Below are 14,936 nucleotides of genomic sequence, written 5' to 3'. Positions count from 1 at the left end.
ACTAGAAGTTGAAGACGGAATCCAGCTCTTCGTCGCTCACGTCGAAGGTGACGCCATGGGGCGCCAGCTTCTCGCGACGGAAGTAACGCGGGAGTCTGTCATCAAACTTGGTAAAGCCGGCGCGTGCATTGAAGTCGCGCTCGTTGCGCAGAATGCCCTTGCCGTATTCCACTACGTCATCTGCCGTCAGATTCCAGTCGTACTGGGCGTTGAGCAGATCGATGAGCGCCTGGAAGGTCTCGGGCTGATCCAGAACCGCAAAAGCGATGAACAGGCACATGCCCGTGGCGTCCACAGCGGCAGTGGCGATCTGGAGGTTGCGGGAGAGCTCTGCCTGACCAGTGGCGGAAAGCGCATCCACATCGCCGCCCACCTTCAGGATGTTGGTGGCAACGGCATAACCGGCGGTGTGGTCTGCACCCATGGGGGTGGTGGCGTAGGTAACGCCAACGCCCTTGACGCCGCGGGGGTCGTAAGCCGGCATGGCCTGATTTTTCACGACAGGGGCGCGCTCAATGCCGAAAGCCTTGGCAGCGGCGGCGGTACCTGCACCCAGGATGCGTCCCATGGGGGTGCCTTCGCCAACTTCCTTCACCAGGCGGATGGCGCCTTCAGCGTCGCCAAAGGGAATGACGCCGGCTTCCATGGCAACACCGATGGTTGCGCCCATTTCAATGGTATCCAAGCCGTAGTCATCATCCATACGGTCCAGCATGGCGACGACATCCAGATCGAAAATACCGCAGTTGCCGCCGTGGGACCACACGGTCTCATACTCGGGCTGCTTGGTCAGGTAGTTGCCATCGGCGTCATGATAGATGCCGGAGCACTTCATAACGCAACCGCGGTGGCAGCCATGGGTGGGGTTGCCGCCACGCTTGGTCTCAAGCTCCGCCTGGGCTTCGCCGCTCAGCTTCACGGCTTCATCCACATGCCCTTTGGAGAAGTTGTATCCAGGATAGGCGCCGGCTTCGTTGATGACGTTAGTCAGAACGTTGGTGCCGTATGCGGGAAGTCCTTCACCCGTTACAGGGTGCTTCTTCAGGCCTTCCACAAACAGCTTGTTGGCTGCCTTGAAGGCATCGGGGTTCGCGGGCTGGCGCATTTTAGTGCCTGCCGCGTCCACAAGGATGACCTTTACTTTCTTGACGCCCATGACAGCGCCAACACCGCCGCGCCCTGCATGACGGGTGGGGCGTCCTTCGGGGTCGGTAACGGCAATGGTGGAGTTGGCCATGCGCATTTCACCAGCGGTGCCGATGGAAATCATGCTGCCGTTTTTCAGGTATTCATCCAGGTACTTGTCCATCAGCTGATAGTTGGTGAGCATGGAAACGCTGTCGTCGCGCTCGATCTTCACACCATCCTTGTTGATGCGGATGACGTACATGCCTTCCTCAGGACCTTCGCCTTCCAAAACTACAGCAGCATAACCAAGCTTACCCAGAATCTGGCCGGCCTGGCCGCCAGCATTGGCTTCCTTGATGCCGCCGGTCAGCGGGCTCTTGCACCCTACAGAAAGGCGGCCAGAGTTGGCTGCTGCGGTGCCGGTCAGCAGACCTGGGCAGAACACCAGCTTATTCTCAGGGCCCAGTGCGTGGCAGTCAGCAGGCACTTCCTTGTTTATGATGGCAGATGTGAGAGCGCGTCCGCCCAACCCGGCGTACTCGCCCAGGGTTTCTTCGCTCACTTGAGGGCCACCAGCAGCGCCCATGTCGATACGCAGTATCGTTTCCATTACGTCCTCCACAATTAACTTTGGTTTCAAATAGTTCGACGTATATTTCAAACAACTTCGAACCAAAACTTACCATTTCAAACTTTAGAGGACAACAGTTTTATGCTTAAATTAACATTTATCGGCAGAAATAAAACCCCCGGAACCCCACAAATAGCAGGGGCCGGGGGGGGCATCCATTTTATGGCAGGGGTTATTTTCTTACAGCATCCCACACGAGAATGAACGGTTCGTCAAACTTCCCATTATCGGCGATGAACGATTTGATGGCTGCAGAAATGTCAGTCTTTGCGGCAACCAGATACGTGGTGCTCTCCTCACGGGTGACGTTGCCGTCGTGCAGAGAGCCCCCCGCCGTGTTGGGGAGAATGGTATAGCCCCCGGCATTCTCCAAAAACATTTGCTCCAGGGCTTCGTAATCTTGAACGGTCACCCTACCCAGCGCGTTGACGACAACCATATGCACCTTCATGTCTGCATCAGCCACAGCCTGGGAACAAAATACGCCCCCTAAAAGGGCAACCAAAGCCAACAGAAACATGCTCCGCTTTGCAAATGACCTCATTTTTACCTCCATTCCTGAAAATTATTATTCCTTACGAACCCACTTCTGCAGTTTTGGATCTTTTTCCACCTGCAATTCAAACAGCCAGACCATGCGATCGAGAAACCAGAACTTGCCCAGATAAGCAAAAACAAGCCCCAACAGCATCGGCCAGAAAGCCCCCCGCCAACTGGCAATAAGGCCAAGAAGAAAGCCGCCTCCTGCCAATGCTTGCAGCAGAAACACCACCCGCGAAAAATGCGCGGGCATATCCAATTCCTTTCGCCTTGCCCACAGTCGCTCGCCAAAGGTGCACTTGCTGGACCAGGTTTCCGTATTGCGCGGCCGTGGAAACAGGCCGGGATTCACGCCCAGCCAGATGCAAATGCCGACCAGGGGCAACACAAACCACCCACCTATCCAGAGATGAGACCATACCGCGAGATACAAAAAGGGCAGTGTGGCTGCCCTTGTCCAGACACTCCACGGATTGGCGTGGCGCTCCCAGGTATCCTCACGCATCAGGTAGGTGCGCTTCATGTCTGCGTCTCCAGGCAAAATTTCATTATTCCCCTTTCTTAAGGCAGAATGTCCTTGTGTGCCAGAAACTTTTGCCAGCAGAGCTTCGAAAGTTGTTTACCAGGAGCACGCACTCCGCCCCCTGCGAAATTGTATTCAGGCATCCCCTTGCGCGAGCGTAAAAGTTTTTTGCAACTCCCCTTGACCCAAATCTAATACGCGTGTATTAATACATGCGTATCAAAAAATCGGTGTCATTCCTGAAAAATGGCCGCAACATCCTAGTAAGCACAGGTTGCTAGCGAACGTATCGCCAAGGGCAACAACCAAGCAGGAGGAGTAAAATGCTCACGCCCGTCGAACTCAAGGGAAGCTATTTTGAAATCGGCAAAGGATGGGGCGAAATCTTCAGCCAAGAGATTGAACAGGTCATCGCAACCGAACTGTCCATAGTCGCAGCCTTTTTCAATGGCAGCACCGACGCCGTGGTCGCAGCGGCTCAAAGATACATGCAGGCGGCCACCGCTTATGACCCCGAAGGGGTGGAAATTCTACGCGGTTTTTCAGCAGGGGCAAAGGTTGATTTTGAAACGATTTTCGCCCTTCGCTCCCTTTTTGACCTCCTCTGCTCAGGGGGCGCTTCGCAAGGCATGTGCACTGCATTGGCAGTAAGCGGTGCTGCAACAAAAGGGGCGCAGACCATTCTTGCCCAAAATGTGGACTGGCACCCTGACCTCCCCGTGGCGCTGTTTCGGATCACCTGGCCCAATGGAGTTAAACAATTATCCCTCTCCATGAGCGGGATTTGGGAATACACGCTTGCATCACATGAAGCAGAGGCCCCGTTCGGCATCCTGTCCACCTTGACGGTGACGCCCCAGGAATATGCCGACACTCCACGCATACCCATCAGTTTCATAATGAACAGAGCGTCTCGCCAGAAACGGCTGGAACACGCCCTTTCCACCTTTACCAATGCCAAATCCACCATGCCAAGCTACGTGCTGGCGAACGGTAAAGGCGAGATGATCAGCATTGAACTGGGGTTACACAGTAATGAAATCCTGTACCCGGAGCGCGACATGCTGGTGCATACCAATCATTACCTTGCAGCAAGGTATGCCCCCAAAGATGTTTTCCTCCCTTTCGTGCCCGACTCTCCCCGCAGGTATGCGCGTATGAAAAAGCTGTTGGATGCGCACTATGGCGCTATAACCACTGAGCATGTTGCAAAATTCTTATCCGACCACAACAATCACCCCAAGGGAATATGCGCCCACGTTGATCCAGAGTCCCAATTGCCCCCCTCTTCCACGGTGGCGTCGGTTATCATGCTACCGAAGGAGGGCGCCATGTTCATTGCCACGGGAAATCCCTGTGCAAACAAATACAATCGCTACGAACTCACGCCTCAATAACCTTTCAGGATAACGAACAAAAAGACATGAGCAAGGATACAGAAGAAAAGATATTACGGGCAGCAGTGGGCGAGTTTGCCGAACATGGCTATCAGGCTGCAACGGTGCGCAACATTGTGGAGCGTGCCGGTGCCAAAAACCTCAACGCCGTTGTCTACTACTTTGGCAACAAGCAGGAGCTATACAAGGCGGTTCTCGAGTTCATGTTCCTTGAGGCGGCAAAATTCAAGGAAGAAAGCGACACGGCTGTCCCTGATGCACTGGAAGTAAAAGAAAAGATCGCCGGCATGATCCGCTTTTTGTGCAGGGCCTACTATTGCGTCGACACCAGGCTGGACAAGGATTTGTATGAAATATTCATAAAAGAAGCGGGCAACCCTTCGCCCTTCTTTGCTGCGATGGTGAGCCGCCACCTCAAGCCGGGTCGTGATTATCTCTGCTCCCTGCTCAGGGAATATCTTGGCCCCCGTGTTCCGGACACGGTTATTGATGACTGCGAATACAGCATTACCGCACAGATACTCTACGGCGCCCTTGGTTGGTCCATTATCCAGGGCACCGCGCCTGAACGAAAACCATTCGGCGAGGACGTGGAATCATTTGCGAATCATGTGGTGCGCTTCTCCCTGGCGGCGCTTGCCGCCATTAAGGAACAGGAAGGCGCATAGCGTTCATATGTAAGGTTAGTATCTGCGCCCCCTCCTTGCGCTCCGCAACGTTTTCCACCACTCTGCACCCATGCGCCCGGAAAATGCATTCCATATAGCAGACGCCCACGAACACCCCATGTGCGAACATGTCGCCGCCCTCTTTCGCACGTACGAGAACTGGCTGGGGCAAGAGGGCATAGACATCTGTTTTCAAAACTTTGAGGAGGAGCTGGCGGGTCTTCCAGGAGAGTACGCCCCCCCGAAAGGAGCACTCTTGCTGGCTCTTTCTGGCCAACACCCCGCAGGATGCGTGGCCATGCGCCCCCAAGGCATTATAGGCTGTGAGATGAAGCGGCTGTACGTGCTGCCGCAATATCGCGGCGCAGGACTGGGGCGTCAGTTGGTCACCTCTATTATATCCAGGGGGCAAGCCGCCGGATACAGGCACATGGTTCTGGACACTTTGGAAATAATGGCCGGTGCTCAGGCGCTGTATGAACGTCTCGGCTTTGTGGATTGTTCAGCATATTACCCCAACCCCCTTCCCGGCGTACGCTATCTGCGCCTTGATTTATCCACCTTTTCCTGATCCATCCACCTTTTCCTGATCCATCCCCCTCTCCTGCCTTGATATTTTCACGCATCAATGTGCCTTAGGCACATTTTATTGCTTTATCACAAAAATCTTCACTTGGCTGTCGCACATTTGTAACACAGGCATCGCAGTATTCCAAAATCGAGAGACGCCACAACGCTTCTGCGCCCTTAAAGCTTAAGCAGTCGCCGTTTCGGCGTCATTACATCATGCTGACACAATATTTATATGGAGATTCTTCCAGCTGCGGCCTTGATCGCCACGGAGACATTGTTCTTGTTCAGCGCACGACACGCGACCGTGACACAAACGCAAACTCACGATGCTATTAAACGCATCGTGCTGCCGATTGGAAGATTTTCTGCGAAAGCCACCTTGTACATACAGACAAGGCGGCTCCTGACGTTTGCGTCAGGCAACCGATGAAGCGAGAACGACTGTGAGCCAAATGATTTTCATTGCCCTGCTGCTGCTCTCTCTGGTGGCGTTTTACCTGGGAAGCAAAAAAGCCGTCCGGGTGGCAGGTGGCCAGGGCAAACTCAAGGACCTGCATTCGCGCCCTACGTATTATGGCGCTTTGATCGCCTTCTGGTGCTTCATTCCTGCCTTCATTGTCTTTTCCGGATGGCAGCTTTTTGAAACGGAAATCATCACCAAAATGGTGGTTGCCGAACTGCCCCAGGAAATGCAGGAACTGCCCCATGAGCGCCTGGTTCTGATCGTTAACGACATCAAAAATACGGTGTCGGGAAACATTGTCTCCGATCAGGAAAACCCCGTTATCATCAAGGCGGCTAAGCAGTTCAGCCACTTGCAGACTATCTCCGACTATTCTCTTGCTGTCGCAGCCTTGTGCCTGGTGATGCTGGGCGGCATGGTGGGGTGGCGTAAGATAAGTCCAAAATACCGCGCGCGAAATGACGTGGAGAACGTGCTTAAAGTCGTCCTCATCGTCTGCTCTACCATCGCCATTTTTACCACGGTGGGCATTGTGCTTTCCGTGTTGTTCGAAGCAATCCGGTTCTTCAAGGTTGTGCCCATCACCGACTTTCTTTTTGGCCTGGAGTGGAGCCCGCAAATGGCCATCCGCAAAGACCAGGTCGGTTCTTCCGGCGCATTCGGCGCAGTACCGGTATTTACGGGCACATTCCTCATCTCGGGCATTGCCATGGCCGTCGCCATCCCCATCGGGCTGATGTCCGCCATCTACATGTCCGAATACGCCAGCAAAAAATTCCGCTCCATCACCAAGCCGATGATGGAGATTCTGGCCGGCATTCCCACCGTTGTTTACGGCTTTTTCGCCGCCCTTATGGTGGCCCCTGTGATCCGCGACGGTGGAGGCATGATCGGTCTGGAAATAGCTTCGGAAAGCGCTCTGGCCGCTGGTTTGGTCATGGGCATCATGATCATACCCTTTGTGTCATCCCTGTCGGATGATGCCATCAACGCCGTGCCCCAATCCTTGCGCGAAGGCTCTTACGGTCTAGGCGCGATGAAGTCTGAAACCATACGCAAGGTCGTGCTGCCTGCGGCTTTGCCCGGTATTGTGGGCGGTATCCTGCTCGCGGTGTCCAGAGCAATCGGTGAGACCATGATCGTGGTCATGGCCGCCGGTCTCTCGGCAAATCTGACCGCCAACCCCTTTGCCGCAGTGACGACGGTTACGGTGCAAATCGTAACCCTCCTCATAGGCGACCACGAATTCGACAGCCCCAAAACCCTGGCGGCATTCGCCCTGGGCCTGGTGCTGTTCATCATGACCCTTATCCTGAACGTTATCGCGCTGATTGTGGTGCGCAAGTACAGAGAACAATATGAGTAATCAGATTAGTAGCGAAAAACCGCGCCCTAAATCCCAGCGTACAGATCCGTTGACCCCGGAACAACGCCGCAAGATCCTCAAGCGGCGGCGCAGGGCGGAAGCACGCTTCAGAGCTTACGGATTCAGTGCCATTGGGCTGAGCCTGCTGTTGCTGGCAACACTTCTCACCAGCATTATCAGTAATGGTTACAGCGCTTTCCAGGAAACCTACCTGAAGTTGGAGATATTCCTGGACCCTGCGGAGTTGCCCAAGGACAACCTCCAGGCAGCCAACTATCTGGGGCTGGTCAAGGATTCCATCAGGAACCTGTTTCCTGAAGTGACCGGACGGAGCGCCAAGCGCCAGCTTACCGACCTGGTGAGCCCCGGCACGGCGTTTCAGCTTCGCGATATGGTGCTGCACGACCCCTCGCTCATTGGCAAGACGTTTTCGCTTTGGACCCCTGCCGATGATGATGTGGATATGTGGATGAAGGGCAATATTGTCCAGAATCCCGAAAACGGCGCACCGTCACGATTAAGCGACAACCAGTTTGCATGGCTGGAGAAACTCAAGGCTGACGGCAGGCTTGAGCTGCAGTTCAACAAAATATTCTTTACAGCGGGCGATTCCCGCGAGCCTGAACTCGCCGGCATCTGGGGCGCAGTCTGCGGCTCCTTTTACACCCTGCTGGTAACATTGCTGCTGTCCTTCCCCATTGGGGTCGCGGCCGCCATCTATCTGGAAGAATTCGCGCCCACGAACAAGTGGACCGACATCATCGAAGTCAACATCAACAACCTGGCGGCAGTACCATCCATTGTGTTTGGTCTGCTGGGGCTGGCGGTCTTTCTGAACTTCTTCGGACTCCCGCGGTCCGCCCCGCTTGTTGGTGGTCTGGTTCTGACACTGATGACGCTGCCCACGATCATCATTTCCAGCCGTGCGGCCATCAAGGCCGTGCCTCCCTCCATTCGCGAGGCTGCGCTGGGAATTGGATCGTCCAAGATGCAGGCCGTGCTGAACCACGTACTGCCACTTGCCCTGCCGGGCATTCTCACGGGCACCATCATCGGCATGGCCCAGGCACTGGGAGAAACTGCGCCGCTTCTGATGATCGGCATGGTCGCCTTCATCGTGGACATTCCCCAAGGGTTGACCGACCCGTCCACAGTGCTGCCGGTGCAGATTTATCTCTGGTCGGACAGTCCGGAGCGCGCCTTCATGGAGCGCACCTCGGCGGCGATCATTGTTCTGCTTGGTTTTCTCATAATCATGAACGCCATTGCGATCATTCTGCGTAAGCGCTTTGAACGACAATGGTAATTAGTTTTTCGGGTCAACCCTGCCGCGCATGCCTGGCGGTAGGCGAGACATATATGTGTGGAGGCAGAGCCATAGAAATTTCATATGGCCTATTTGAACATGTCAAAGGAGGATTCAATGCGTAAGCTCATCGTTGCAATTTCCGTTATGGCCATGCTGTTGGGCGGTGCCGTATTCGCCCAGGCCGATTCTGCCCGCGATTACATCAGCATCGTGGGTTCTTCCACCGTTTATCCTTTTGCTACCGTAGTTGCCGAGCAGTTTGGTAAGACCACCAAGTTTAAAACCCCCAAAATCGAGTCCACCGGTTCCGGCGGCGGTTTCAAGCTGTTCTGCGCTGGCGTTGGCGTTCAGAACCCCGACGTTACCAACGCTTCCCGCCGCATGAAAAAGTCCGAGTTCGAAGCCTGCCAGGGCAATGGTGTTAAGGAAGTTACCGAAGTCAAAATCGGCTACGATGGCATCGTTGTTGCCAACTCCCGCTCTTCCAAGGCTCTGAAGCTGACCCGTAAGGACCTGTTCCTGGCCCTGGCCAAGAACGTGCCCGATCCCAGCGGCGCTGAAAAGGTTGTTCCCAACCCTTACAAGACCTGGAAAGACGTTAACAAAGACCTGCCTGCCACCAAGATCGAAGTGCTGGGTCCTCCTCCGACCTCCGGTACTCGTGACGCCTTTGTTGAACTGGTGATGGAAGAAGGCGCTGAAAGCTTCCCCTTCATCAAGGCCATGGACAAGAAGGATTTCAAGGGTGTTGCTCACACCGTGCGTGAAGACGGCGCTTACATCGAAGCCGGTGAAAACGACAACCTGATCGTGCAAAAGCTGGAAGCCAACCCAGACGCTCTGGGCATCTTCGGCTTCAGCTTCCTGGATCAGAACACCGACAAAATCCAGGGCTCCTTCATCGAAGGCGTGCAGCCTACTTTCGACGCCATTGCTGATGGTTCCTACCCCGTGTCCCGTCCTCTGTTCTTCTACGTGAAGAAAGCCCACGTGGGCACCATCCCCGGCATCACCGAGTACGTTGCCGAGTTCACCAGCGAAAAGGCCTGGGGCCCCGACGGCTACCTGGCTGACAAGGGCATGATCCCCATGCCTGACGCCGAGCGCGCCAAGTTCAGCAAGGCTGCCAAAAACCTGACTCCGCTGCAGGCTTCTGACTTCTAAAGTGCTTTACAAAAGCACAGTTAGCTAGATATCCGATTCCAGTGGTTACCTTGGTCGGGCCGGTTTTTCCGGCCCGACCTTTCACCACAAGCAGATTTCGCAGACTACAACGTTACCGGTGAACACTATGGCACAGCTTCAGGAAGCCCCCGCAGAATACGCAAAACAACAACGACATCCCCGCCATGCGTTGCGAAAACGTGAACGTTCACTACGGTGACAACCACGCCATTCACGATGTCAGCCTGGATATCGCCCGCCATCAGGTCATGGCCTTTATCGGGCCTTCAGGGTGTGGCAAATCCACCTTCCTGCGTTGCCTGAACCGCATGAACGACCTTATAGATATTTGTCGTGTCACCGGCACCATCACACTTGACGGCCATGATATTTACGATCCCAACGTGGATGTGGTGAACTTGCGTATGCGCGTGGGTATGGTGTTCCAAAAACCCAACCCGTTTCCCAAAAGCATCCTTGAAAACATCGCTTACGGACTGCGCATCCACGGAATTTCCAGCTCCAAAAAGGAAACTGTCGAAATAGCAGAAAAATCTTTGCGTCGTGTGGGCCTGTGGGATGAGGTCAAGGACCGTCTCGACATGCCTGGCACCGCCCTTTCCGGTGGGCAGCAGCAGCGCCTGTGCATCGCCAGGGCCATCTCCGTGAACCCCGAGGTGGTGCTCATGGACGAACCCTGTTCAGCCCTGGACCCCATAGCGACGGGGAGAATCGAGGAGCTGATTCTCGAGCTCAAAGAGCTCTACACGATTGTCATCGTAACTCACTCCCTGCAGCAGGCAGCCCGCGTATCCGACATGACCGCTTTCTTCCACCTGGGAGACCTTGTGGAGGTCAATCCCACGGAGCAAATGTTCACCCGTCCCCAGCAAAGACTCACGGAAGATTACATCACAGGCCGTTTCGGCTAGCCGCAGCCCTTTTTCGCGACCTGCCTGGCGTACATTGCGCCTGAATACGATATAGTAAATCCCCGCCGCCCTGCAGACGACGGGGATTCATTTTTGCGGAATATAACAGCAGAGCTAAGCCAGTCGTTCTGCCAATTCGCGATACTGCTGTGCATCCTGGGCAATACGGTCAAGCGCCTGCTGCCAGAAAGCAGTGGTGCCGATATCCTTTCCCAAGGAGCGTTGCACCACTTCCTCACACTCTGCCGCGCCTGTGAGCCGGAGCAGTTCCTCATATTCAGGCAGAAAGGCGTCTCCCTTTTCTTCAAGCTGGGCAGCCAACCCAAGGCTGAACAAAAAGCCGAATGTGTACGGGAAGTTGTAAAATGAAACGCCTGTAATGTAGAAATGGAGCTTGGACGCCCAGAACATGGGGTCCAATGTCTCCGGATCAAGCCCCTGGCCAAAGCTGTTCTTTTGTGCGTCCAACATCAACTCCTTGATGCGGCTAACGCCCACTTCCCCTTCTTTGCGGGCTTCGTAAAAAGCCTTTTCAAAATCATAACGCATGCGAATGTCGCACATGAATGTCACGGCGTCGCTGCATCGTGCGTTGAGCACGGCCAATCTGGCCCTGTCATCCGTATCAGGTGAAGCCAGTACGGCATCCTGCAGAATCCGTTCGGCAAAGGTTGAAGCCGTCTCCGCCAGAGTCATGGGGTAGCGTGCAGCAAAGGGGCGCTCCTTGCTCAGACAACGTCCATGAAAAGCATGCCCCAGTTCGTGGGCAAGGGTCTGCACGTCTCCCATGCCCCCCCCAAAACTCATGAACACGAATGACTCCCGGCTTTGCAGCGACGTGGTGCAAAATGCGCCAGGTCGCTTACCCGGCCGTTTTTCGCTCTCCACATGGCGTTTTTCAAGCATTTCACGCACAAAAGCACCCAATTTGGGATAGCGAGCATCCATGGAGGCAGCAACGAGGGCGCACCCCTGCTCCCAGGAATAGCGTTCGCTTTTTGCCTGGGGCAAGGGGCATTGCAAATCCTGAAATCCCAGGCGCTGCTTGCCCAGGCACTGGGCCTTTGTCTGCATAATACCCAAGGCTATGGCTTTGTTCTCGGCAACACTCTGCCACATGGCGTCTACGGTACGACGTTGCACCCTGGCGTCAAAAAATGGCTTCTCTAGAAAATCATCAATGCCACGGTGGCGATACATTGTCAGCCGCGTGCCTGAAATGGCGTTCAACGCAGCCGCTGCCACATGCTCCACCTCCTGCCAGGCCTGATTGGAGCGTACCAGGGCAAGTTTGCGCACCTCGGCGTCTTCATCCTCCAATAAGGCGCGTTTCTGGGCCATGGGTACCTGCTCCTCCTTCCCGTCCGGGGTGGGCATGAAGAAGGTCAAACGTCCAGCAAGTTCGTTGTAAAGCCGCCCCCATGCGCCTATGCCGTCAACACCAAGGTCTGCAGAAAGAATCTCAAGAGACGGCTCCAGACTCCAGGCTGCCTCCTGTCTGAGACGCGAAAGCTGAAAACCGGCGCCTGCCAGTTCGGGACGTGCCAAAAGCGCTGCAAAAGGCCCATCCTCCACTGTTTTCAAGGCGGCAATGACAGGCGCCATGGCCTTGGAGAAAGCCGCCCCAATCATGGAGATTGCGGCATCTGCGGCCTTATAGGCCTCATTGGTCACATCCGCTGCGCTCAAACACCCTATGTATGATGCGACGTGTGAAAAACGCTCCATCAATTGTTCATCCAAAACAAAGAGGTCCACCCAATCGGGGACATTTTCCTGTGTGATGGCGCCCAATTGCGTGGCCTTGACGCCCAGATCTTCCAGCCCGTTTCTCAGGGACAGGAGATGTTTTTTGTACTCGGGTCCGTCAAATGCAGGAAAATAGCTGCCAAGGTCCCAGGTGGCGGTCATATGCGCTCCTTATGCTTGTATTGCCTACTGCAAAATGTGTTGGTCATCTTCAATTCGTTCACCGGTCCATGGGCGGTTTTTAGGACATGCACCAGCCTCCCGCCACGTGCCTGCAAGCTACTCACCCATGGTGAGTTCGCGTGCAATGCGCTCTGCTACGAGCCGTTCAATTTATTAAGATGCCTCCAGCGGATAAGAGTTGCAAGCCTTATTCAGTCTGTGTATGTTCCGTGCCCGGCGGATGGATGCGGCTGCAAATGCCGAATCCGAAAAAAAATCCGCTTGACATGCCGCGCAAGATGAGTCAAAAGCATTGGTCTTTGAGAGCGGGAATAACTCAGTGGTAGAGTGCAACCTTGCCAAGGTTGAAGTCGCGGGTTCAAATCCCGTTTCCCGCTCCAAAATTGAGGCGGCATAGCCAAGTGGTAAGGCAGAGGTCTGCAAAACCTCCATTCTCCGGTTCAAATCCGGATGCCGCCTCCACATACAGCACTCGCGGGAGTAACTCAGTGGTAGAGTGCAACCTTGCCAAGGTTGAAGTCGCGGGTTCAAATCCCGTCTCCCGCTCCAGATTACCAAGCCGGCCTTTGGCCGGCTCAGCTCATTGACAAACCCCGCTTTTTGCAAAGTGGGGTTTGTTTTTATGAACCGATTTCTTTTCAGGCCGCTGCCAGCTGGGATGTTGGCTCGATCGGCCCCAATCGAACGAGACAGAGAGACTGAGGAAGAAAGTACAGGCATTTGGGCTGCAAATATTTGTATGACAGCCCCAAAGGGGCCAGCAGCAAGGCCATTTTCTTCATGTTTTGACATGTGGCGGAAAGCAGGCTTTGAACCTGGACCTTAGCCAGGCCGCAGAACCGAGCATAGCGATGCCCGTGCAGTTGTTTGGCGTCGGCAAAGCTGCGCTCTACGGTCTCTTTCCGGCGAGCATAGATTCTTTTTCCGAATTCCGTGAGCCGGTGCGCATCCACCGTATCCACGTATTCCCGCCACACATGGCGTGTCACTGTTTTCTTGCAATTCCGGTTTGTTGTGCACTCTTTCAGTAACGGACAGCGGCGGCAAACCTTTGGTAACGAGTCATAGAGACGATATCCTTCGCGGTTGGTGGTGGAGTAGTGAAGCTCCTGGCCTTCGGGGCAAAGATAGCAGTCCTTGTCCGGCAGGTATTCAAAGGCGCGTTTGGGGAGCATCCCTTTGCGACGAGTGGGACGACGATAGCCAATGACACCATAAATATGCTTTTCTTCCAGCGTCTTGCAAATGTGTGAGGTGAAATATCCTGCATCGAGGCCGACGTGCTTCACAGCAAAGCCGAAGCGGTTGATTTGTCGGTCCAGCCGATCGAGATAGGGCATGCTGTCATGCACCGAGGCCGGAGTTACGTAACTGTCGGTGATAATGTTGTGTCGGCTGTCCACAGTGCGATGATCCAAGTAAAAGAAGCCCTTAGGCTTGCCCTCGCGTACCATGTACCCGCTGTCCGGATCGGTTGTGCTCTGCTTGATCCGCTTGGACCCCGCTTCGCGGTTGTCCTGCTTCAGCGGTTTCTTTCCATGCCTGCGCCTGTCTTCCTCCACGGCGTCTTCAAGTTCGCCCAAGTATGACTTCGTGCTTTGGGCAACGAGCTTTTCCGTAAATTTATGCTTGTTGGCGTTGGCTTTCAGGTGGGTGGAATCGGTGTAAAGCGTGTGTCCGCCGACAAGCCTCTTTTTCATGGCCTGGAACACTATACCGTCAAAAATGTCCTGGGCAACGCTGGTGTCGTTAAATCTGCGCCGCCGGTTTTGGCTGATGGTGCTGGCATCGGGCACTTTGTCCTGCAATCCCAGGCCAAGGAACCAGCGATAGGCAACATTGACCTGGATTTCCTTGACAAGCTGACGCTCGCTGCGGATGCCAAACAGATAACCGATGAATAGCATTTTGAAGAGCACCACCGGTTCAATGGCCGGACGGCCATTGCCCTCGCAATACAAATCCTTGGTGAGCTCATGAATAAAGGAGAAATCAATAACCTTGGCAATTTTGCGAAGCAGATGATTCATGGGGACAAGTTCGTTGATCGAAACAAACTCCATTTTCACCTGCTGATTTTTGGGCGGCTTTAGCATGAAGATAGTATAAGAAAACCCTCGCCAATTGGCGAGGGTTTGTCAGCATTCTGAGCCGGCCTTTGGCCGGCTTTTTTTGTGTTCTGAGCAAAGCAGTTTACCCCCGTCTTGGATTTCATACCACCATAGTGGTTTTCATCCCGGGACGGTTGTGGTATTGCCCGAAACCGCGCACAGCACAACGCATCAATCGCCTTGGCACCCCTGCAATACG

12 protein-coding genes and 3 tRNA genes are annotated in these 14,936 nt (G+C 54.5%); 10 read left to right on the top strand and 5 right to left on the bottom strand.

Annotated elements, in window-relative coordinates; all coding sequences use genetic code 11:
• Position 1 precedes the first annotated feature (1 nt).
• The 3 genes from ACZ5EH_RS15720 to ACZ5EH_RS15710 form a co-directional block, all read right to left on the bottom strand.
• Entirely contained in the window at positions 2 to 1,738 is a 1,737-nt protein-coding gene (locus ACZ5EH_RS15720; RefSeq protein ID WP_464274817.1) for an aldehyde ferredoxin oxidoreductase C-terminal domain-containing protein, read from the bottom strand.
• A 193-nt stretch (positions 1,739 to 1,931) separates the two neighbouring features.
• On the bottom strand, positions 1,932 to 2,303 hold the full coding sequence (locus ACZ5EH_RS15715; RefSeq protein WP_464274816.1) for a hypothetical protein: 372 nt from the start codon (positions 2,301 to 2,303) through the stop codon (positions 1,932 to 1,934).
• Between the two features lie 24 nt (positions 2,304 to 2,327).
• Positions 2,328 to 2,822 carry a DUF6653 family protein gene (locus ACZ5EH_RS15710; RefSeq protein ID WP_464274815.1) on the bottom strand — a complete coding sequence of 165 codons (495 nt, stop codon included), beginning with the start codon at positions 2,820 to 2,822 and terminating at the stop codon, positions 2,328 to 2,330.
• A gap of 323 nt (positions 2,823 to 3,145) precedes the next feature.
• Between ACZ5EH_RS15710 and ACZ5EH_RS15705 the strand changes: the two genes are divergently transcribed.
• The 7 genes from ACZ5EH_RS15705 (at position 3,146) to pstB (ending at position 10,694) form a co-directional block, all read left to right on the top strand.
• Positions 3,146 to 4,219 (top strand): C45 family autoproteolytic acyltransferase/hydolase, encoded by a 1,074-nt coding sequence (locus ACZ5EH_RS15705; RefSeq protein ID WP_464274814.1) that lies wholly within the window; start codon positions 3,146 to 3,148, stop codon positions 4,217 to 4,219.
• Between the two features lie 26 nt (positions 4,220 to 4,245).
• On the top strand, positions 4,246 to 4,887 hold the full coding sequence (locus ACZ5EH_RS15700) for a TetR/AcrR family transcriptional regulator (protein WP_464274813.1): 642 nt from the start codon (positions 4,246 to 4,248) through the stop codon (positions 4,885 to 4,887).
• Between the two features lie 118 nt (positions 4,888 to 5,005).
• Entirely contained in the window at positions 5,006 to 5,458 is a 453-nt protein-coding gene (locus ACZ5EH_RS15695) for a GNAT family N-acetyltransferase (RefSeq protein WP_464274812.1), read from the top strand.
• Between the two features lie 454 nt (positions 5,459 to 5,912).
• The gene (pstC, locus tag ACZ5EH_RS15690) at positions 5,913 to 7,289 is read left to right on the top strand and encodes a phosphate ABC transporter permease subunit PstC (protein ID WP_464278313.1); all 1,377 of its coding nucleotides are present in this window, start codon (positions 5,913 to 5,915) and stop codon (positions 7,287 to 7,289) included.
• Complete coding sequence (gene pstA / locus ACZ5EH_RS15685) at positions 7,282 to 8,595, top strand: phosphate ABC transporter permease PstA (protein WP_464274811.1); 1,314 nt, start codon at positions 7,282 to 7,284, stop codon at positions 8,593 to 8,595. The genes pstC and pstA overlap by 8 nt, the downstream gene beginning before the upstream one ends.
• 117 nt (positions 8,596 to 8,712) lie before the next feature.
• Positions 8,713 to 9,762 (top strand): PstS family phosphate ABC transporter substrate-binding protein, encoded by a 1,050-nt coding sequence (locus tag ACZ5EH_RS15680; RefSeq protein ID WP_464274810.1) that lies wholly within the window; start codon positions 8,713 to 8,715, stop codon positions 9,760 to 9,762.
• 185 nt (positions 9,763 to 9,947) lie between these two features.
• Entirely contained in the window at positions 9,948 to 10,694 is a 747-nt protein-coding gene (pstB, locus tag ACZ5EH_RS15675; protein ID WP_464274809.1) for a phosphate ABC transporter ATP-binding protein PstB, read from the top strand.
• Between the two features lie 114 nt (positions 10,695 to 10,808).
• On the opposite strand, the gene ACZ5EH_RS15670 is transcribed toward pstB, so the two are convergent.
• Positions 10,809 to 12,605 (bottom strand): M3 family oligoendopeptidase, encoded by a 1,797-nt coding sequence (locus tag ACZ5EH_RS15670; RefSeq protein WP_464274808.1) that lies wholly within the window; start codon positions 12,603 to 12,605, stop codon positions 10,809 to 10,811.
• A 326-nt stretch (positions 12,606 to 12,931) separates the two neighbouring features.
• Between ACZ5EH_RS15670 and ACZ5EH_RS15665 the strand changes: the two genes are divergently transcribed.
• The 3 genes from ACZ5EH_RS15665 (at position 12,932) to ACZ5EH_RS15655 (ending at position 13,175) form a co-directional block, all read left to right on the top strand.
• A tRNA-Gly gene (locus ACZ5EH_RS15665) sits at positions 12,932 to 13,006 on the top strand.
• A 7-nt stretch (positions 13,007 to 13,013) separates the two neighbouring features.
• A tRNA-Cys gene (locus ACZ5EH_RS15660) sits at positions 13,014 to 13,088 on the top strand.
• A gap of 12 nt (positions 13,089 to 13,100) precedes the next feature.
• Positions 13,101 to 13,175 (top strand) — tRNA-Gly (locus tag ACZ5EH_RS15655).
• Between the two features lie 89 nt (positions 13,176 to 13,264).
• Here the strand turns inward: ACZ5EH_RS15655 and ACZ5EH_RS15650 are convergent.
• The gene (locus ACZ5EH_RS15650; RefSeq protein ID WP_464274022.1) at positions 13,265 to 14,722 is read right to left on the bottom strand and encodes an IS1182 family transposase; all 1,458 of its coding nucleotides are present in this window, start codon (positions 14,720 to 14,722) and stop codon (positions 13,265 to 13,267) included.
• Positions 14,723 to 14,936 lie beyond the last annotated feature (214 nt).

This window comes from Desulfovibrio biadhensis, from assembly GCF_055388615.1.
This window is presented reverse-complemented; position numbering and strand designations above follow the sequence as displayed.